Raw genomic sequence first — 18,019 nt, 5'->3', positions numbered from 1 at the left:
CCGGGTGCTCAAGGCTGCAAAGCGCCGCCGTGAGTCACCGCCGCAAGCCCTTGCCGCAAGCCCTTGCAGCAAATCGCCGCCGCAACTTACTCCGCGGCTTCCGCCACGGCGGCGCTGGCCACGGCCTTGGTCAGCTCGAACAGGCGCTTGCGCACCGACGGATCGCTGATCTTGTAATAGGCGCGGACCAGTTCCAGCGTCTCGCGCTTGGCCATCGGATCGGGCTCGTAGGTGCTGGCCGACCGCTCTTCCGAGCCACCCGCCTCGTCGTCGTCCTCGACGCGGGCCGAGGCCGCGTCGGCCGGCATGTCGTCGAAGAAGAAGGAAACCGGCACGTCCAGCACGCGGCTGAGATCGAACAGACGCGATGCGCCGATGCGGTTGGCGCCGCGCTCGTACTTCTGCACCTGCTGGAAGGTCAGACCGATGGCCTCGCCCAACTTTTCCTGGCTCATGCCGAGAAGGGTGCGGCGGAGACGGACGCGGGATCCGACGTGGACATCGATGGGATTCGGCTTTCCGGTCTTCGGACGGCCCGCACCCGCACGGCGCCCGCGCGGCGCTCCAGTTTCAGTCTGCATCTCGTTTATCCCTGTAACGGTTGTGCAACCTAGTTACGACATATCCACGTATGCAGTCAAGCCCGCTCCGGTCATGCCGGTTACACGAATTTGTTCTGCCTGTGGCGGGCAGAATGCCCGTATTGCAGCATCAGCGGTGATATCGCGTGGTCAGGGCCGCCATGAAACAGCCCAGAAGCACTATGCCGAAAATCCAGTCTCCCATACGGGCATAGGCTGTAACGCCAGACGGAGCTTTCGGTAACGTGGTATCGATGAAGCCACGCTCACCCAGACCGAGCAATTGTCGCACACGACCGTAGGAATCCACCACCCCGGATATTCCCGTATTCGCCACCCGGACCAGCGGCAGCCCTTCCTCGACGGCCCGCACTTGGTTGATGGCGAAATGCTGGTGCGGACCGGCGGTGCGGCCGTACCAGGCGTCGTTGGTCAGGTTCAGCAGCCATTGCGGCCGGTCGGCGCTGTCGACCACCGCGCCGGGGAAGATGCTCTCGTAGCAGATCAGCGGGCTGAAGGGCGGCAGGCCCGCCACGCGGTCGCCCAGGTGCAGGGTGCGCGGGCCGGGACCGGCGGAGAACTCCGCCCCGTTGCCGGCGATGGCGCCGACCGGCAGCCATTGCCGCAGCGGCATGTATTCGCCGAAGGGGACGAGATGGAACTTGTCGTAGTCGGCGACCGCGGCACCGCTGCCGTCCACCGCCACCATGCCGTTGAAATAGCGGCGCTCGCCATCGGCATCGACCGTCGTGCGCGGGGCTCCGGTGATCAGCAGCCCGCCGGACGGCGTGACCGAGGCCAGGGCCTGCCGCACCCGCGCATCGTCCTCGATGAAGAAGGGCACGGCGGTTTCCGGCCAGATGATGACGTTGGGCGGCGGGGCGGCGGGATCGGCCGGGGCGGCGGCGGACAAGGCGAGATGGCTCTGGAAATTCTGCACCCGCTCGCCGGGCGCCCATTTCAGCCGCTGGTCGATCGCCGCCTGGACCAGCCGCAGCCGCACCCCCGGCACCGGCTCGTCGACAGCACCGGCGAGCCGCCAGGCTCCCCAGCCGCCGAGGACCGCCAGCAGCGCCAGACCGGCGGCGACGGCGGCACCGGCCCGGCCGGGCGTGGTGTCGCGGTCGGGCAGGGCGGCCGGCAGCGACGCCACCAGCACCGTCACCAGCGTCAGGCCATAGATGCCGACCAGCGAGGCGGTTCTGCAGAACCGGCAGCACCCCGACCCAGCCATAGCCGATCAGGTTCCAGGGAAAGCCGGTGAAGAGATGGCCGCGCAGCCATTCCCACAGGCACCAGCAGGCGGCGAACAGCAGCGGGCGGCCGAGCCCGGCGCCGAAGCCGCGCCGGCGCAGCAGCTGGAAGGTCAGGGTGGCGCCGCCGCTGAACATCGCCAGCACGACCGGCAGCCCGACCGCCGACAGCGGCAGCGCCCACCAGAAGCGGTCGATGTCGGTGAACAGCGCGGCGCTGATCCAGTAGAGCCCCAGCAAATGATGGCCGAAGCCGAAGAACCAGCCGACGGCGAAGGCGGCCTTTTTGGTCTCCGCCCCCTCAAGCAGCCAGATCATGCCGGGGAAGGCGACCAGCACGACCGGCATCAGGTCGGCCGGCGGCAGCGCCAGCGTGGCGAACCCGCCCAGCAGCATCGCGGCGGCCAGCCGGCGCCAGCCGGTCAGCGCGGCCAGCCGCGCGGAAACGCGGCCCAGCTTGGCCGGGACGGGCAGGGTGTCGGTGGCGGTCAAGGCAAAACTCCGGCAGCGGCAGGGGGCGGCGCCACAGGCAAAGGGCGGGCGGCGCCATAGGTAATGCGGCCGTGCAGGGGTGCCAAGGTCCTTGTGGGCGGGGCTGTGTTGTGGGGGTGGGGAGACCGTCCCCACCCCGTTCCTCAGGCCGTCTCCGCCAGCTCCACGCTGTTCGCCGGGACATTGTGGACGCGCAGGCGCTTCAGGCGGCGGGAGTCCGCATCGACGATCTCGAACTCCAGGCCCGACGGATGGACCAGCCGTTCGCCCAGCCCCGGCACCCGGCCGGCGATGGAGACGACCAGACCGCCGAGCGTGTCGATGTCCTCGCGCTCCTCCTCGGTCAGCACCGGGCCGACCCGGACCTCGAAATCCTCGATGGGCAGGCGGGCGTCGGCGATCAGGCTGCCGTCGGGACGTTCGACCAGCCGCGGCGCCGCGGCCTCGTCATGCTCGTCCTCGATCTCGCCGACGATCTCCTCGACCAGATCCTCGATGGTGACGAGGCCGTCGATGCCGCCGAACTCGTCCACCACCAGCGCCATGTGCTGGCGGGTCTGGCGCATCTGCACCAGCAGGTCGAGCACATGCATGGAGGGGGCGACGATCTTCGCCTCGCGGATGATGCCGCTCAGGTCCGGCTTCTGGCGCAAGCCCTCGGCGGAGACGGCCTGTTTGGCCATCAGGGTCATCACATCCTTGATGTGGATGATGCCGACCACGTCGTCCAGCGTCTCGCGGAACACCGGCAGGCGGGAATGGCCTTCCTCGGCGACGCGCTGGACCAGTGAAGGGAAGGGCGTGTCGATGTCGACGGCGATGATGTCGGCGCGCGGCACCATGACGTCGGCGACGGTGCGGTCGCGCAGCTTCAGGATGTTGGTCAGCAGCGCCCGCTCGCCGGTGCCCAGCGAATCCTCGCCGTCCTCGCTGGCTGCATCGTCCAGGCCGGAGATCAGCTCTTCGATGGTGCCGCGCAGGGAATTGTCCTCGCGGCCGCCCCAGACGGTGCGGAGCCACCCCTTGAACAGGTGGCCCAGGGAATGGTCTTCGGCCCCGTTGTCATCACGGGGCGTGCGACTGTCGGATATATCGCTCATCGGTCCGGCGGTTGGTGGTTGGCGGCGTAAGGATCGGCGATTCCGAGCGTGGCGAGCAACCGGGTTTCCAGCGCCTCCATCTCCTCGGCCTCGTCGTCCGTCTCGTGATCATACCCCAGCAGATGCAGAACACCATGCATCACAAGGTGAGTCATGTGGTCCTGGAAGCTTTTCCGCTGTTCGGCGGCTTCGCGTGCAACCGTTTCATAGGCGAGGATGACGTCGCCCAGCATCACCGGCATGCCGTCCTGCGCGTCGGGTTCCTCCGCCTCGGTCAGGGCGAAGGACAGGACGTTGGTCGGCTTGTCCTTGCCGCGATACTCGCGGTTCAGCCGGTGGACCAGCTCGTCGTCGGCCAGCACGACCGACAGCTCGGCCGGGCCTTCCTCGTCGTCATAGGCGGCAGCGAGGGCCGCGAGGGCGGCGCGCTCCGCCAGCCACTCGGCATCCTCGGCCCAGTCGCCGGCTTCACGTGAAACAGCGATGTCGACCGCGGTGGTCATTCCGGTTCTCCAATGGTCCCAGCATCACCAACGGTCGTTTCGGGTGCGGAACCAGCCGGCGCGGTGTTGGTGCGGCGGGCCTGCTTGCGCTCCGCCTCGCGGGCATCGGCCTGGTCATAGGCGCGGATGATGCGGGCCACCATCGGGTGGCGGACGACGTCGGCGTCGGTGAAGCGGACGAAGCGCACGCCCTCCACCCCGCGCAGGATGTCGAGCGCGTCGCGCAGGCCCGACCGGGTGCCGGTCGGCAGGTCGATCTGCGAGATGTCGCCGGTGACGACCATCCGCCCGCCTTCGCCGAGACGGGTGAGGAACATCTTCATCTGCATCGGCGTGGTGTTCTGCGCCTCGTCGAGGATGACGAAGGCGTTGCCCAGCGTCCGGCCGCGCATGAAGGCCAGCGGTGCGATCTCGATCTCGCCGGACTCCAGCCGCTTCTTGACCTGTTCCGCCGGCAGCATGTCGTGCAGCGCGTCGTAGAGCGGGCGCAGGTAAGGATCGACCTTTTCCTTCAGGTCGCCGGGCAGGAAGCCCAGCCGCTCGCCGGCCTCGACCGCCGGGCGCGACAGCACGATGCGGTCGACCTGGCCGGTTGTCAGCAGGGCCACCGCCTGCGCCACCGCCAGATAGGTCTTGCCGGTGCCGGCCGGGCCGAGCCCGAAGACCAGCTCGCTCTCCGCCAGGGCCTGGAGATAGGCGGCCTGGGTCGGGGTGCGCGGGGTGATCGGGCCGCGGCGGCGGGTGCGCAGCGCGATTTCGGCGCGGGTGATGGTCGCCTGCGGGCCGGGCGCGCGCGGCTCCTCGCCGCTCGCAACACCGGCGAAACTGGCCTCGGCGGTCGCCATGCGGACGGCGCCGTCGACCTCGCCGCCGTCGATGGTCTGGCCGCGGCTCAGCCGGCCATACAGGCCGTTCAGCGCCGTCCGCGCCGTTTCGGCGGCGTCCGACGGGCCGGAGATGGTCAGGGTGTTGCCGCGCGAGATCAGCGACACGCCGAGAAGCGATTCGATGCGGGCGAGGTGGCGGTCATGCTCGCCATACAGCATCGGCAGAAGACGGTTGTCATCGAATTGAACGTCGATGCGCCGTTCGGGCAGACCGTTCAAGCGCTGGCCTCCAAGGTTACGGCAGGCTGGAAGGGAGAGGCGGTGACGTATTCACCGGTCACCACGGTGCCGGCGAGGCTGTTGGCCCGCGCCGCGTCGACCCGCACCTCGACGATGCGGCCGAGCAGCCGTGCGTCCGCCTCGGCATGGATCGACTGCATCCACGGGCTGCGGCCCAGCAGCTGGCCGTCGCGGCGGCCGACGCGGTCGAACAGGACCGGCACGCTGCGGCCGACGAAGCCATGGTTGAAGGCGATCTGCTGGGCGTCCAGCAGCTGGCGCAGCGCCTCCAGCCGTGCCTCCTTCACTGCGTCCGGCAGCTGGGCGCCCTCGACCGCGGCCGGGGTGCCGGGACGCGAGCTGTATTTGAAGGAATAGGCCTGCGCATAGCCGATCTCGGTGACCAGCTTCAGCGTCTGGGCGAAATCGGCGTCCGTCTCGCCGGGGAAGCCGACGATGAAGTCGCCGGACATCGCCAGGTCGGGCTTGGCGTCGCGCAGCCGGCCGACCAGCCGGCGGTAATCGTCGGCGCTGTGCTTGCGGTTCATCGCCGCCAGGACGCGGTCGGAGCCGGCCTGCACCGGCAGATGCAGATAGGGCATCAGCTGCGGCACCTCGGCATGGGCGCGGATCAGGTCGTCGGCCATGTCGCGCGGGTGCGAGGTGGTGTAGCGGATGCGCGCCAGCCCGTCGATCTCCGCCAGTTCGCGGATCAGCCGGCCGAGGCCCCAGGTGGCGCCGTCCGGCCCGTCGCCGTGCCAGGCGTTGACGTTCTGGCCCAGCAGGGTGATCTCGCGCGTGCCGCCGGCGACCAGCCGCTTCGCCTCGGCCAGGATCTGGCCGGCGGGGCGGGAGAACTCGGCACCGCGGGTGTAGGGCACCACGCAGAAGGTGCAGAACTTGTCGCAACCCTCCTGCACCGCCAGGAAGGCGGCGACGCCCTGGCTGCCGGCTTCCTCCGGCAGCAGGTCGAACTTGGATTCGGCCGGGAAGTCGGTGTTCAGCACGCTGCCGGCGGCGCGGCTGGCCTTCGCCACCATCTCCGGCAGGGTGTGGTAGGTCTGCGGGCCGAAGACCATGTCGACGAAGGGGGCGCGGGCGACGATCTCCTCGCCCTCGGCCTGGGCGACGCAGCCGGCGACCGCCAGGATCATCCGGCCGTCCTCGGCCTCCGCCTTGCGGTCCTTCATCTGGCGCAGCCGGCCCAGCTCGGAGAAGACCTTCTCGGCCGCCTTCTCGCGGATGTGGCAGGTGTTCAGGATCACCATGTCGGCGCCGTCCGGCTCATCGACCGGTTGGTAGCCCAGCGGTGCCAGGACGTCCACCATGCGGGCGGAGTCGTACACGTTCATCTGGCAGCCCCAGGTCTTGATGAACAGCTTCTTGGTCAACCCGCACCCTTCCGCTTGGAACAAAAACGAATAGCGCGCTCACGGTTTTGCGTGGCGCGCGGCACGCCGTCGGTCCGGCGTCGCTCCTGAAAAGATGGTATCGCGTGCGGGGCGAATCGAGTCAATCCCGCTTCGCCCCGCCCACATTTCGCAAACAGGCCCAATTCGCAAAACAAGCCGTTTCCGCGATCCGGAACCGTCACGCCGCCCCGGCCTGGAGGCCGTCGCGCCAGAACCAGTCGGTCCGGCGCACCCGGTCAGTCCAAAGTCGCTCCGCCGCCGTCCGGCTGAACAGGGCGCTGAAAGGGACGGGGGTGTCTCCCGCCGGCAGGTCGATGGAGGTCGCCAGCACCGGGCCGAGAACAGGGGTGGCGCCGATGGCGATATCCTGCGCGTCGGCCGGTTCCGGCTTGCCGATCATGCCGGCGGCGCCGGCCAGCGAGCCTTCGACCAGTTCCAGCCCCAACAGCCGGCTCATGTCGACCGGACCCGGCATCTCCATACCCAGCGTCAGGGCGCGGGAGAAACCGAACCGCTCGTAATAGGGGGCGTCGCCGACCAGGATCACCGACTTGTGGCCCAGCGCCACCGCCTTGTTCAGGCTCATCCGGATCATCTTGCTGCCCAGCCCGCTGCCCTGGAGATGGGCGGCGACGGCGATGGGGCCGAGCAGGATGGACGGGGTGGCGCCGCCGACCAGGATCGGCCAGTAGCGGATGGTGCCCACCACCACCTCGCGGCCATGCTCGTCATGCTCGATGGCGACGAGGTTCAGGGCGGGGATGGAGTCGACGCCGTCGCGCAGCCGGTAGGCGGTCTTGTTGAAGCGGTCCGGACCGAAGGAGGCGTCCAGCAGGGCTTCGATGGCGGCGGCGTGCTTCGGCTCTTCGACGGTGATGATCATCAGGTGGGGCTCCCGGCGGGAAGAAGGTCTTCTCAGAAGGCTTCTGAAGGGCGGATCGCGCCGCCGCCGGAAGGCCGGGGGTGTCAGGTCCCCGATGTGCCTTTGGCGTTCGCACGCGACCCAAGGACGGCCGCAACCGCAAAGCGCGGTGCGAGGCTCCGTCGTCGGATGCGAAGGGCGTGCGAACGAGACATGGACAAGGCTCTTCGGCCGTTGCTGGGACTTGCGCATATATCATCGTCGCCCCCCCGTCGCAAGACCGCGGAGACCCCGATGGAGTGCATAACTGTATCCATCTGGATGCGGGCCCCATACGGCCATGTCCCACGATTGTCCGGGGCGCTTCTGGACAGTGCGGAGGGGGGACCTTATTCTGTGGCCGACAGCCGCCCGGCCAGCCGGATTCCCCGGCCGCCGGCACGTTTTTCGGCCGGCGCCGTTCACTTGGCTGTCCGCCCGGATTGCCTGCCAGGATCCTCGACCATGTACACCGCCGTCACCCACGACATCCGCGTCACCGTCCAGCCCGTGTTCCTGGAGGACCAGTCGTCCCCGGCGGAGGGGCGCTTCGTCTGGGCCTATCATGTCCGCATCGAGAATGAGGGCGAGGAGACGGTGCAGCTGCGCACCCGCCACTGGCGCATCACCGACGCCATGGGCCGCGTGCAGGAGGTGCGGGGCCCCGGCGTCGTCGGCGAACAGCCGGTGCTGGAGCCGGGCGACCATTTCGAATACACCAGCGGCACGCCGCTCGGCACGCCGTCCGGCATCATGGCCGGAACCTACGGCATGGAGGGCGAGGACGGCCGCGCCTTCGACGTGACGATCCCGGCCTTCTCGCTGGACAGCCCGCACCAGCCGATGCAGCTGAACTGACCGGAAAACCCGGACCCGGAAATCCGGCTGCAGGCAAATAATACAATAGAATGTGTGTGGTTATTGGAAGAATTCAACACGCGGCTTTGACAAGCCGCATGGCTGCCCGTAGTTTGTCCACCGCTTGACGGTCATAGGCCTGACCCTATCTAGGGTCTTCCGACTGGCGTCCGGCGACAGAAACCGGGCGGAAACGGGAAGGCAGGCGCCGCCACTCCGGTCTAGATATTTCCTTTTCGTCTTGCGGGCCGTTCGGTTGATCCGCCGAGGCATCGGCTCCGTACTGACGGCAAACCCGAGTGACGCCAGACAGGATGGCCAGACAGGATGGGCGTGTTGCGCGACAGCCGTCGGCTCACGGCCGGCGGTCCATGCAAGGCGTGTTATCAGTTATGGAAAGGATGTTCCCGTGACGGCTACCAAGACCCCGCACGCCAAGCCTCCGGCGGTCGACAACGTGCTCCGCGGCCCCGGCCTGTCCCGGCCGGACGCCCTCGACCGTCCGTCCCGCGCCGAGGCGGAGGAGGCGGTGCGCACCCTGATCCGCTGGGCCGGCGACGATCCGGCGCGCGAGGGGCTGGTCGGCACGCCGGACCGCGTCGTCCGCTCCTACGAGGAATTCTTCGCCGGCTACGGCATCGACCCGGTCGAGATCCTGTCGCGCACCTTCGAGGAGACCGACGGCTACGACGAGATGGTCGTGCTGCGCGACATCCGGGTCGAGTCCTATTGCGAGCACCACATGGTGCCGATCATCGGCAAGGCCCATGTCGCCTATCTGCCGCGCCGCCGCGTCGTCGGCATCTCCAAGCTGGCGCGGCTGGTCGAGGCCTACGGCAAGCGCCTGCAAATCCAGGAGAAGATGACGGCGCAGATCGCGAACACCATCGACGAGGTCCTCCAGCCCGAGGGTGTCGCCGTGGTGGTCGAGGCGCAGCACCAGTGCATGACGACCCGCGGCATCCACAAGACCGGCGTGACCATGGTGACCAGCCGCATGCTGGGCGCCTTCCGCACCGACCCGTCGACCCGCCGCGAATTCCTGACGATGATCGGCAACCCGTCGTCGCGCGGGATGGAGTGAGGATGCTGCCCCTTCCCTCCGGGGGAGAGGGCTTTACACCCAAACCGCTGCCTGCCAAGCTCCCGCCGCTATTTCCCAGTGAGCGGTGTGGAGCATGGCGGCGAAGGTGACCCCGGCGGTCAATGCGGCGAAGGCGGCGGGCGTCGCCTTCCGGCTGATGGAATACGAGTACGACCCGTCGGCCGACGCCATCGGCCTGCACGCGGCCGAATCGCTCGGCCTCGACCCCGCCATCGTCTACAAGACCCTGATCGTCCAGCTGGAGCCCAAGGCGCTGGCCTGCGCCGTCATCCCGGTCGCGGCCAAGCTGGATTTGAAGGCCATCGCCGCTGCGGCCAAGGCGAAGAAGGCCGATCTGGCCGACCCGGCGCTGGCGGAAAAGACCACCGGCTTCCTGGTCGGCGGCATCAGCCCGCTCGGCCAGAAGAAGGCGTTGCCGACCTTCATCGACGCGAGCGCCGAGGCGCTGTCGGAAATGGTGGTGAATGGCGGCCGGCGCGGTCTGCAGATCGTGCTGGCGCCCGCCGATCTGGCGAAGGCGACGAAGGCGGCGGTCTGCGCCATCGTCGCGCACTGAACCGCGATTTTTTAAGGTGGTGGTGACCCCGGCAGGACTCGAACCTGCTGCCTCAAGTTTAGGAAACTCGCGCTCTATCCTGATGAGCTACGGGGCCACTTGCGCCGCACCTTAACGGTTTCGCCGGGAAGGGGAAAGTGGCTTTTGGTGAAAGTGCGGCGCCGCCCCCGTCAGTCCGAATAGCGCTCCTCCAGCCACGGGTCGGCGTGGTTGTTGTAGCCGCGGACCTCCCAATAGCCCTTGCGGTCGCCGGCCAGCAGCTCGATCCGCTTCACCCACTTGGCGCTCTTCCACAGATACAGCTTGGGCAGGATGATCCGCACCGGGCCGCCATGCTCGCGGCTGATCGGCTGGCCTTCCCAGTTGGTGGCGAGCAGCACGCCGTCGTCGTCGAAGTCCGACAGGGCGACGTTGGTGGTGTAGCCGTCGAAGGAATGGAAGACGACGAAGCGCGCCTCCGGCTTCGGCCGGGCCAGCTCCAGCAGGCGGCGGGCGCTGACCCCCTCCCACCGGTTGTCGTAGCGCGACCAGGTGGTGACGCAATGGATGTCGGAGACGAAGCTCTCCTGCGGCTGGGACTGGAAATCGTCCCAGCTCCAGGACAGCCGGTTCTCCACCAGCCCGTCCACCGCGAGCGACCAGTTCGCCGTCGTCACCTTCGGCGTGATGCCGAGATCCAGCACCGGCCAGTCGGTCACCAGCCGCTGGCCGGGCGGCAGCCGGTCGCGCGCCGGGTCGGCGGCATGTCCCGTCAGGGCACGGCCATCGCGCGCCCATTGCTCCTTGGTGGCGACCAGCTTGTCGCGGACGGCGCCTTCGCGCTCGACCTCCCGGCCCACCTCCTGCCCGGGCTCCGGCCGGTCGGTCCTGTCCTCTCCGCTGGGTGTGTCGTTCATCGCTCGTCCTCCGTTTCCGCCGTTTCCGGCAGGGGTCCCGCTAAAAAAAGGAACAGACAGTCGGGTTGGCAAGCGCAAGCGGGAGAACTAACTTCCCGAAGCCCGGCATAATGGAGCCCCGGCATATTGGAGCCACAGTTCCACGCCAGGGTGCCGGCCGGCTGTTTTTTGCCGCCCACCCGCATCGCCGCCCCGTCAAAGACCACCCGAGTGAATTGCCGATGATCCGGTCCGCAACGCCCGCCGCAAACCCTCTGCCAAGCGCTTGGCGTCGGCTCCTGTCCGGCGGCCTCGCCGTCCTGCTTCTCGCGGGCCTGCTCGCCGGGGCGGGGACGCCGGTGCTCGCCGCCTCGGCAGCGCCCGCCGCCGCCGTTGCGGCTCCGGCCGCCGGTGGCGCCGCTCCCGCTGCCGCCCCGGTGGTGGTGGACGAGGCGACCGTGCAGCAGCTGGAGGCGCTGGTCGGCACGCTGGAGAACCAGGATGCGCGCACCCAGCTGGTCACCCAGCTGCGCAACCTGATCACCGCCCAGCGCGGCCTTGCCCAGGCCAAGGAGGCGGAAGGCGAGTCGGCGCTGCCGCAGACCCTGGGCGCCCGCGCGCTGGCCTTCCTGGCGGCGCGGATGGACGTGGTCAGTCGCCAGCTGGTGCAGGTCGCCAACGTCTTCTCCGACCTGCCGGGGGCGCTGTCCTGGGTGCAGCGGCAGGCGCAGGACGACACCGCCCGCGACCGCTGGGTCCAGATCGCCATCCAGCTGGCGATGATCCTCGGCATCGGCGCGGTGGCTGCGCGCGGCATCGCCTGGCTGCTCAGCCGGCCGCGCCATGCCATGGCCGCCCGCCGTGTCGACTCCACCCTGCTGCGCATCCCGATGCTGCTCGGCCGGGCGGTGCTGGAGCTGGCGCCGATCCTGGGCTTCATCGTCGTCGCCTACACCATCCTGTCGGTGACCGAACCGGCGCCGCGGGTGCGGCTGGTGGCGCTGGCGGTGGTCAACGCCACCGTCATCACCCAGGCGCTGCTGATCCTGGTGCGGATGATGTTCGCGCCCGACGCGCCCAACCTGCGCATGGTCCACACCAGCGAGGCCGGGGCGAAGCGCTGCTACATCTGGTCGCGCCGGCTGATCGCCGTGGCGGTCTACGGCTATTTCCTGGCGGAGGGGGCCTATGTGCTGGGCCTGCCGCTGGGCGCCTACGGCGCGCTGCTGAAGCTGCTGGGCGTGGTGATCGCCGCCATGCTGATCGCGCTGATCCTGCAGAACCGGGTCGGCGTCGCCGACTGGATGCGCGGCAACCCGCTGTCGGGCGACGGCGACCCGCTGGCGACCGCCCGGCGCGAGGCGGAAGGGCAGGGGGCGGTGCTGCGCACCGCGCGCCGCCGCTTCGCCGAGATCTGGCACGTGCTGGCGATCCTCTATGTCGTGGTGACGCTGGGCGTCTGGGTGCTCAACGTCTATGGCGGCTTTGAATTCCTGGCCCGCGGCACCGCCGTGACCGTGGTGGCGGTGGTGGTGGCCCGGCTGCTGGTGGGCGGGCTGAACCGGACGCTGCGCCGCGGCCTGACCATGAACCGCGAGCTGGCCGGCAACCTGCCGCAGCTCCACACCCGCGCCTTCCACTATCTCCCCATCGTCCAGCGCATCGGCAAGATCATCATCTGGCTGGTGGCGCTCGGCGCCGCGCTGAACGGCTGGGGCATCGACACGCTGGGGATGGTCGAAACGAACGCCGGCCGCCGCATCGTCGGCAGCGCCATCTCCATCGGCCTGCTGCTGGCCGGCGCCATCGTCGCCTGGGAGGTGGTCAGCGCGCTGATCGAGCATTTCCTGCGCGCCACCGACCGCAACGGCACCCGCATCGAACGCAGCGCCCGCATGCGCACGCTGCTGCCGCTGCTGCGCAACGCCTTCCTGATCCTGCTGGTGACGATGGTGTCGCTGATCACCCTGTCGGAGCTGGGCGTCAACATCGCGCCGCTGCTGGCCGGTGCCGGTGTCGTCGGTCTGGCCATCGGTTTCGGATCGCAGAACTCTGGTCAAGGACATCATCACCGGCCTGTTCATCCTGTTCGAGGACACGGTGTCGGTCGGCGACGCGGTGGACGTCGGCGGCGGCCATTCCGGCACGGTGGAGGCGATCTCCATCCGCTCGATCCGCCTGCGCGACGGGTCGGGCGCCGTGCATTCCGTGCCGTTCAGCGCCGTCACCACCGTGAAGAACATGAGCAAGGACTTCTCGGTCACCCTGTTCAACATCACGGTGTCCAACCGCGAGGATCCCGACCGCATCATCGCCGCGCTGAAGGAGACGGGGGCCGAGGTGCAGGCCCAGCCGCAGTTCGCCGCCGACATCCTGAACCCGCTGGAGGTGCTGGGCGTCGACAAGCTGTCCGACACCGGCATCAACATCCTGGCCCAGTTCAAGACCCGCCCGACCCGCCAGTGGGGCGTCACCCGCGAGTTCAACCGCCTGCTCAAGAAGAAGTTCGACGAGCTGGGCATCTCCATGCCGACCCAGTCGATGCAGCTGGTCGTCGGCCAGAACCCGCATGACCGCGCGCTGGCGGAAGCGCTCAGCCAGGGCTCCTGACCGCCGGGGGTATCGCCCGCCAGGGGTACTGCCCGTAAGCACAGGCTCAGACCTTACGCACAGGGAACGCCCGGCTTTGCCGGGCGTTTTCCTTATGTACGTCCTGTACGTCCGATCGGCGGGAGCCAGCCGCAACCATGCTCAGCGATGCCTTTTCCCGGTTCGCCCGCTGGATGGAGCGCCAGTCCGGCCGTCCGGCTGCCTTCGTCACCGCCTTCGCCGTCGTGCTGGTCTGGGGACTGACCGGGCCGCTGTTCCATTTTTCCGACACCTGGCAGCTGGTGATCAACACCGGCACCACCATCGTCACCTTCCTGATGGTGTTCATCATCCAGAACGCCCAGAACCGCGACACCCAGGCCATCCACCTGAAGCTGGACGAGCTGATCCGCGCCACCCACTCCGCCCGCAACGGCATGATCGATGTGGAGGAGATGCCGGAAAACGAGCTGGCGAAGGTGAAGCGCAGCTTTGAAAAGCTCGCCAGGACCGCCGAATGCCTGGACCACCGCATCGACGAAAAGGTCGAACGCGCGGTCGAACGCGAAGTGGAGCGCGAGGTCGACGAGGAGCTGGAGGAGCGCGGCCTGCCCGACCCGGCGGAGAAGCGGTGAGTGTGCCGTTTAGGCTGCCCTATCCGGCCGGCGCCGGCGGGCAGGGGGGGCGGCGCCAGGCGCGCAGCGCGTCGCCCAGCGCGCGGGCGAAGCTGGACCGCTCGTCCGGCGACAGGAAGGACCCGACCCCCACCGACTGGCCATGGGAACTCAGCGTGACCTGCCCGGCGGCGCCGTGGCGCTCATGGTCGGCCGGCTCGCTGTGGGTGATCCGCAGCCAGTAGGGATGGAAGGACCAGCGCCGCTCCGGCGCCTTCCAATGCACCCGCTGCACCGTCAGCGCGGTTTCGGTCAGACGCACCCGCTCATACTGGCGGGCGGAGCGGTAGCTGACCCGGAAGGCCAGCCACAGCGCCAGCACGTCCAGCCCGCAGAAGGGCACGACCGGCCAGGCGCCATGGGCGACGAAGATGCCGGCGACGATCAAATTCATCGCCACGACCACCGCCATCAGGATTCGGAAGCCGCTGCGGCCCAGGCTGCGGTGCGGGTGGAGGATGGCGTCGAACAGCACGCGCACCGAGCCGCTGCCGCCGCCGCTGTCCGCGGGGGAGGGACCGTCGCCGGGCTGCCGGCCACCGGGTTGCGGGCCGCTGATGTCGATTGGCATGGCGGCCATCCTACCCCAGCGCCGCCCGTCGGAAAACCGCGAGGAAATCGGGGTTATGCCGCCCTCGTCATGCTGCCCCCTTATGCTGCCTGCGACACCATCGGCACCGCGCCGCCGTTCAGCACCCAGGCCATGGCGCTGTCCATGCCGGGATAGTCTGCGGCCGGCCGGCCCTCGATCTCCCCGGCCAGGCTGCCGTCGAGGTTCAGGCCTTGGGCCAGGACGAAGATCCGCGCCTGATCGTCGATGCCGGCGACGATCATCACCTCCGCCATCACCGCGGCCCAGTCCCAGTCGGTCATCACCACGCCGCACCGCACCTGTCCGCAGCGCCGGGCCAGCTTCATCAGGGCGACGACGATCTCCGGCCGGAAGTCCTCGGCCTCGAAGCGGTCGAACTCGACAAGGCTGCTCCAGGGCGTACCGCGCGCGCCCAGGGCGGCGCAGTGCATCTCCACCTGCCGGGCGATGCTGTCGCGCTGCTCCAGCGACAGGGTGCCCTGCAACCGGACATGCAGTCCCCAATCCTTCAGTTCCACAAGATAAGACGCGGTCATTTCCAAATACCCTTATCCGATCCGAACGCCACAACCAGGATAATCCATGGTTCGTCTTCAAGCGTTCTAACGGTTCCCCCGCAGCCAGCAAATCATACGCCACCGCAAAAGCGACCGGAAAGCCGTAATCCTGCGTCCAATTCTGTTGAACTGGCGTCAATTGCTCCGATCTTTGTCGCAAATTGCGACGCAGCGCTGCAGTTTGGCCTGCGGTCTGCGCCGGAGTGTTTCGCGGCTGTCATCGTTCGCCGTCAAACGGCCACTCTCCCTGGCCCGTTCCGCCTCTGGCGCAGGCTCGGGCGTTGCGGCTATGGTGGCGGTCATGAAGCCAGCCGCCGTCCAGGAATTCTTCCGCCGCCTGTCCGCCGCCAACCCGGAACCCCGGAGCGAGCTGGACTACGTCAATCCTTACACGCTGCTGGTCGCCGTGGTGCTGTCGGCCCAGGCCACCGACGTCGGGGTGAACCGGGCGACCGGACCGCTGTTCCAAATCGTCACCACGCCGCAGCAGATGGTGGCGCTGGGCGAGGAGGGGCTGCGCCAGTACATCAAGACCATCGGCCTGTTCAACACCAAGGCCAAGAACGTCATCCGCCTGTCGGAGCTGCTGATCGAGCGCCATGGCGGCGAGGTGCCGCGCGACCGCGACGCGCTGGAACAGCTTCCCGGCGTCGGCCGCAAGACCGCCAACGTCGTGCTGAACGTCGCCTTCGGCGAGGAGACCATCGCGGTCGACACCCACATCTTCCGCGTCGGCAACCGCACCGGGCTCGCCCCCGGCAAGACGCCGGACGCGGTGGAAGCGAAGCTGCTGAAGGCGGTGCCGAAGCTCTACCGCCGCCATGCCCACCACTGGCTGATCCTGCACGGCCGCTACGTCTGCAAGGCGCGCAAGCCCGAGTGCCCGGTCTGCCCGGTCGCCGACCTCTGCGCCTTCAAGGACAAGATCATCGCCTGATTGGGGGGCCTGATCTCGCTTGGCCCAAACGCAAGACGCCCGGCATGGCGGAGAGCCAGCCGGGCGTCTTGCGGTTTCTGCCGGTCGCAGGGGCCGGTCAGACGGTCTCGGCCGCCGGGATCTGCTCGATCACGGGCTGGGCCACGGGCTGGGCCACCGGCTGGACCGCGGCGGCGGCGGGCTTGGAGCCGGTGCCGTAGATCTGGATGTCGCCGACCAGCTGGCCGCCGGCATCGACCGCCAGCTCGCCGAAGCGGATCGACCCGGTGATCTTGCCGGTGGAGCGCACGGTCAGGCGGCCGCGGACCGCGATGTCGCCTTCGAAGCGGCCGGCGATGTCGGCCTCCTCGATGTCGACCGAGCCCTTGAACAGGCCGGTCTCGGCGATCTCGACCAGCCGGCCTTCGCGCAGCTTGGCCTCGACCGTGCCTTCGACAACCAGCACGTCGCAGGAGCCGATCTCGCCGGTCAGCGAGATGTCGCGGCCGACGGTCAGGCGGCGCTGCTCGGGCATGGCCGGGGCGACGGGGGCCGGCGCGACCGGAGCCTGGGCGACGGGGGCGGCAGCCGGGTTGGCGATCGGGATCGACGGCTGGCGCGGGGCGGAGCCGGGCATGTCGACGACCCGGCGCGGCACGTCGGTCTTGAAGCCGGCACCCGGCACGGACGGCGCGGAGGGGGGCTTGGGAATGCTGTTCATGTCGGGTCCCTTCGAGGCGGAAGGCATGTCGGGATAGGCCGGGGCGGCGTGCTGCGTGCCGGCCAGGGCGTGGGCCATGCTGGGGGCGGCCGCTCCGGCCGCGACAGCGGAGGCCGGGGCATGGGCCGGGGTGTTGAGCCCCGGATTGTTGAGGGAGGCGAGCGGCGACGAGACGGCGCCGGGCTCGCCCGGGGTGTGCGGACGGACAGCCGGCTGCGGCGGGACGGGGCTGTCGGCCTTGGGAGCGGCGGGCGGTGTCTTTCGTCCGAACAGCATGAGCGGTTCCCCCAGTCTGGACATTCGGGTGGCGGGATGGCCTGGAAATCGTGTGGCCCGGTGCCGGAGGCGCCCCGCCGGGAAGGCGGTCGCCGCAATTGGTGTCCGGGCGGCCGGTTTCCGGGCAGGCGACGGTGTGCGGCCGTGCCGCCTAGCGGCGTATCACGGTCGTCCGGCCCGCCGCAAGGGGCGCCGACATGGACTGTAGGACATGAACCATGAAGGCGCTCGCCACGACGGGGACCAGCAAATTGGCGAAGGGGATTGTCGAAAGGAAGGCAATGACGACCCCGGCCAAAAAAGGTTTCAGCGGTCTGGCACGGCGCATCGCCCGGGCGGCGGCGCGGTCCATCCGCCGGTGCGCCACCATCTCGAAATACTCCCGGCCCAGCAGATAGCCGTTGATGGTGTAGAAGACGATCAGGTTCAGGCCGGGCGCGAAGATGTAGACCGGCAGCGCCAGCAGATTGACCGCCAGCACCAGCAGCAGGAAGCGCAGCGCCGTCGCCAGCTCCTCCAGCCAGCCGGCCTGGCGCGGGGCGGGCAGGCCGGGGTAGTGCCGCGCCTCGACCCGCTCCACCACCTCGTCGAGGAAGAAGCTCGACACCGTGCCGACCGTGGCCGGGAACAGCAGCCACGCCAGCACCAGCACCCCCAGCCCGCCCATGACGTCGATGGTGGCGTCGATCCAGCCATAGCCGGTCAGCGGCGTCGCCGACAGCGCCAATGAGGCGCCGGCGGCCAGCAGGGCATAGGCGAGCAGCGAGACGAACACCCCGATCCACACCACCCGGCGCACGCGCGGGTCGGACAGCTGGGCGAAGGCAAGCACGAGGGCGCGGATCATCGGCGGTCCGTAAGGCGGCGGGGAATGGCGGCGGGGCAGGGCGTCGGAGCAGGGCTTCGGAGCAGGGCCGCCGCCCGCATATCTACGGTGGCCGGCGGCCGGGTT

At 69.0% G+C, this 18,019-nt stretch carries 19 protein-coding genes, 1 tRNA gene and 2 pseudogenes; 8 read left to right on the top strand and 14 right to left on the bottom strand.

The features are described 5' to 3' along the window. Nucleotides 1-86 precede the first annotated feature (86 nt). The 3 genes and pseudogenes from ACWPN3_RS23620 to ACWPN3_RS23610 form a co-directional block, all read right to left on the bottom strand. Nucleotides 87-581 carry a helix-turn-helix domain-containing protein gene (locus ACWPN3_RS23620; protein WP_109096070.1) on the bottom strand — a complete coding sequence of 165 codons (495 nt, stop codon included), beginning with the start codon at nt 579-581 and terminating at the stop codon, nt 87-89. 130 nt (nt 582-711) lie between these two features. Further along, the gene (lnt, locus tag ACWPN3_RS23615) at nt 712-1,815 is read right to left on the bottom strand and encodes an apolipoprotein N-acyltransferase (RefSeq protein WP_492261775.1); all 1,104 of its coding nucleotides are present in this window, start codon (nt 1,813-1,815) and stop codon (nt 712-714) included. 28 nt (nt 1,816-1,843) lie between these two features. Next, nucleotides 1,844-2,182 (bottom strand): annotated as a pseudogene (locus ACWPN3_RS23610) (apolipoprotein N-acyltransferase); the annotation flags it as partial. On the opposite strand from ACWPN3_RS23610, the gene ACWPN3_RS23605 reads away from it, so the two are divergent. Further along, entirely contained in the window at nt 2,151-2,390 is a 240-nt protein-coding gene (locus tag ACWPN3_RS23605) for a hypothetical protein (protein WP_492261774.1), read from the top strand. The pseudogene ACWPN3_RS23610 and the gene ACWPN3_RS23605 sit on opposite strands and share 32 nt — an antisense overlap. A gap of 79 nt (nt 2,391-2,469) precedes the next feature. Here the strand turns inward: ACWPN3_RS23605 and ACWPN3_RS23600 are convergent, their stop codons facing one another. The 5 genes from ACWPN3_RS23600 to ACWPN3_RS23580 all read right to left on the bottom strand — a co-directional run bounded on the left by ACWPN3_RS23600 (nt 2,470) and on the right by ACWPN3_RS23580 (nt 7,330). Continuing rightward, nucleotides 2,470-3,426: a hemolysin family protein gene (locus ACWPN3_RS23600; protein ID WP_492241330.1), complete on the bottom strand. Its 957-nt coding sequence runs from the start codon at nt 3,424-3,426 to the stop codon at nt 2,470-2,472. Then, nucleotides 3,423-3,929, bottom strand: coding sequence for an rRNA maturation RNase YbeY (gene ybeY / locus ACWPN3_RS23595; protein ID WP_492241329.1), 507 nt, complete (start codon nt 3,927-3,929; stop codon nt 3,423-3,425). The genes ACWPN3_RS23600 and ybeY overlap by 4 nt, the downstream gene beginning before the upstream one ends. Then, a complete protein-coding gene (locus tag ACWPN3_RS23590; protein WP_492241328.1) occupies nt 3,926-5,035 on the bottom strand; it encodes a PhoH family protein in 1,110 nt (369 codons plus the stop codon). The genes ybeY and ACWPN3_RS23590 overlap by 4 nt, the downstream gene beginning before the upstream one ends. Next, nucleotides 5,032-6,426: a tRNA (N6-isopentenyl adenosine(37)-C2)-methylthiotransferase MiaB gene (gene miaB / locus ACWPN3_RS23585; protein ID WP_492241327.1), complete on the bottom strand. Its 1,395-nt coding sequence runs from the start codon at nt 6,424-6,426 to the stop codon at nt 5,032-5,034. The genes ACWPN3_RS23590 and miaB overlap by 4 nt, the downstream gene beginning before the upstream one ends. Nucleotides 6,427-6,625: 199 nt before the next feature. After that, complete coding sequence (locus ACWPN3_RS23580) at nt 6,626-7,330, bottom strand: GNAT family N-acetyltransferase (protein WP_492241326.1); 705 nt, start codon at nt 7,328-7,330, stop codon at nt 6,626-6,628. Nucleotides 7,331-7,813: 483 nt separating this feature from the next. Between ACWPN3_RS23580 and apaG the strand changes: the two genes are divergently transcribed. The 3 genes from apaG to ybaK all read left to right on the top strand — a co-directional run bounded on the left by apaG (nt 7,814) and on the right by ybaK (nt 9,867). Next, complete coding sequence (apaG, locus tag ACWPN3_RS23575) at nt 7,814-8,206, top strand: Co2+/Mg2+ efflux protein ApaG (RefSeq protein ID WP_098740939.1); 393 nt, start codon at nt 7,814-7,816, stop codon at nt 8,204-8,206. Between the two features lie 457 nt (nt 8,207-8,663). After that, on the top strand, nt 8,664-9,290 hold the full coding sequence (folE, locus tag ACWPN3_RS23570; RefSeq protein ID WP_174471515.1) for a GTP cyclohydrolase I FolE: 627 nt from the start codon (nt 8,664-8,666) through the stop codon (nt 9,288-9,290). A gap of 94 nt (nt 9,291-9,384) precedes the next feature. After that, nucleotides 9,385-9,867, top strand: a complete 483-nt coding sequence (gene ybaK / locus ACWPN3_RS23565; protein WP_199237490.1) for a Cys-tRNA(Pro) deacylase — start codon at nt 9,385-9,387, stop codon at nt 9,865-9,867. A 20-nt stretch (nt 9,868-9,887) separates the two neighbouring features. Here ybaK and ACWPN3_RS23560 read toward each other — a convergent pair. Continuing rightward, nucleotides 9,888-9,964: transfer RNA gene (locus tag ACWPN3_RS23560), tRNA-Arg, on the bottom strand. Between the two features lie 73 nt (nt 9,965-10,037). Next, nucleotides 10,038-10,763, bottom strand: a complete 726-nt coding sequence (locus tag ACWPN3_RS23555) for a sulfite oxidase-like oxidoreductase (protein WP_492241325.1) — start codon at nt 10,761-10,763, stop codon at nt 10,038-10,040. Between the two features lie 110 nt (nt 10,764-10,873). On the opposite strand from ACWPN3_RS23555, the pseudogene ACWPN3_RS23550 reads away from it, so the two are divergent. The 3 genes and pseudogenes from ACWPN3_RS23550 to ACWPN3_RS23540 form a co-directional block, all read left to right on the top strand. Further along, nucleotides 10,874-12,733 (top strand): annotated as a pseudogene (locus ACWPN3_RS23550) (mechanosensitive ion channel domain-containing protein); the annotation flags it as partial. A 16-nt stretch (nt 12,734-12,749) separates the two neighbouring features. After that, nucleotides 12,750-13,352 carry a mechanosensitive ion channel family protein gene (locus ACWPN3_RS23545; RefSeq protein ID WP_492261898.1) on the top strand — a complete coding sequence of 201 codons (603 nt, stop codon included), beginning with the start codon at nt 12,750-12,752 and terminating at the stop codon, nt 13,350-13,352. 137 nt (nt 13,353-13,489) lie between these two features. Next, nucleotides 13,490-13,966 carry a low affinity iron permease family protein gene (locus ACWPN3_RS23540; protein WP_109096078.1) on the top strand — a complete coding sequence of 159 codons (477 nt, stop codon included), beginning with the start codon at nt 13,490-13,492 and terminating at the stop codon, nt 13,964-13,966. A 19-nt stretch (nt 13,967-13,985) separates the two neighbouring features. Here the strand turns inward: ACWPN3_RS23540 and ACWPN3_RS23535 are convergent, their stop codons facing one another. Continuing rightward, nucleotides 13,986-14,576 carry a DUF2244 domain-containing protein gene (locus ACWPN3_RS23535; RefSeq protein WP_492241324.1) on the bottom strand — a complete coding sequence of 197 codons (591 nt, stop codon included), beginning with the start codon at nt 14,574-14,576 and terminating at the stop codon, nt 13,986-13,988. 80 nt (nt 14,577-14,656) lie between these two features. Next, nucleotides 14,657-15,133: a hypothetical protein gene (locus ACWPN3_RS23530; protein WP_109096080.1), complete on the bottom strand. Its 477-nt coding sequence runs from the start codon at nt 15,131-15,133 to the stop codon at nt 14,657-14,659. Nucleotides 15,134-15,455: 322 nt separating this feature from the next. Between ACWPN3_RS23530 and nth the strand changes: the two genes are divergently transcribed. After that, on the top strand, nt 15,456-16,091 hold the full coding sequence (gene nth, locus ACWPN3_RS23525) for an endonuclease III (protein ID WP_492241323.1): 636 nt from the start codon (nt 15,456-15,458) through the stop codon (nt 16,089-16,091). A gap of 97 nt (nt 16,092-16,188) precedes the next feature. Here the strand turns inward: nth and ACWPN3_RS23520 are convergent, their stop codons facing one another. Further along, a complete protein-coding gene (locus ACWPN3_RS23520; RefSeq protein ID WP_492241322.1) occupies nt 16,189-17,067 on the bottom strand; it encodes a bactofilin family protein in 879 nt (292 codons plus the stop codon). Between the two features lie 151 nt (nt 17,068-17,218). Beyond that, complete coding sequence (locus ACWPN3_RS23515) at nt 17,219-17,914, bottom strand: EI24 domain-containing protein (protein ID WP_109096082.1); 696 nt, start codon at nt 17,912-17,914, stop codon at nt 17,219-17,221. Nucleotides 17,915-18,019 lie beyond the last annotated feature (105 nt).

The sequence above is a fragment of the Azospirillum sp. UENF 111221 genome, assembly GCF_058780625.1.
The sequence above is the reverse complement of the archived record's forward strand: the minus strand, read 5'-3'. Positions and strand labels throughout refer to the sequence as shown.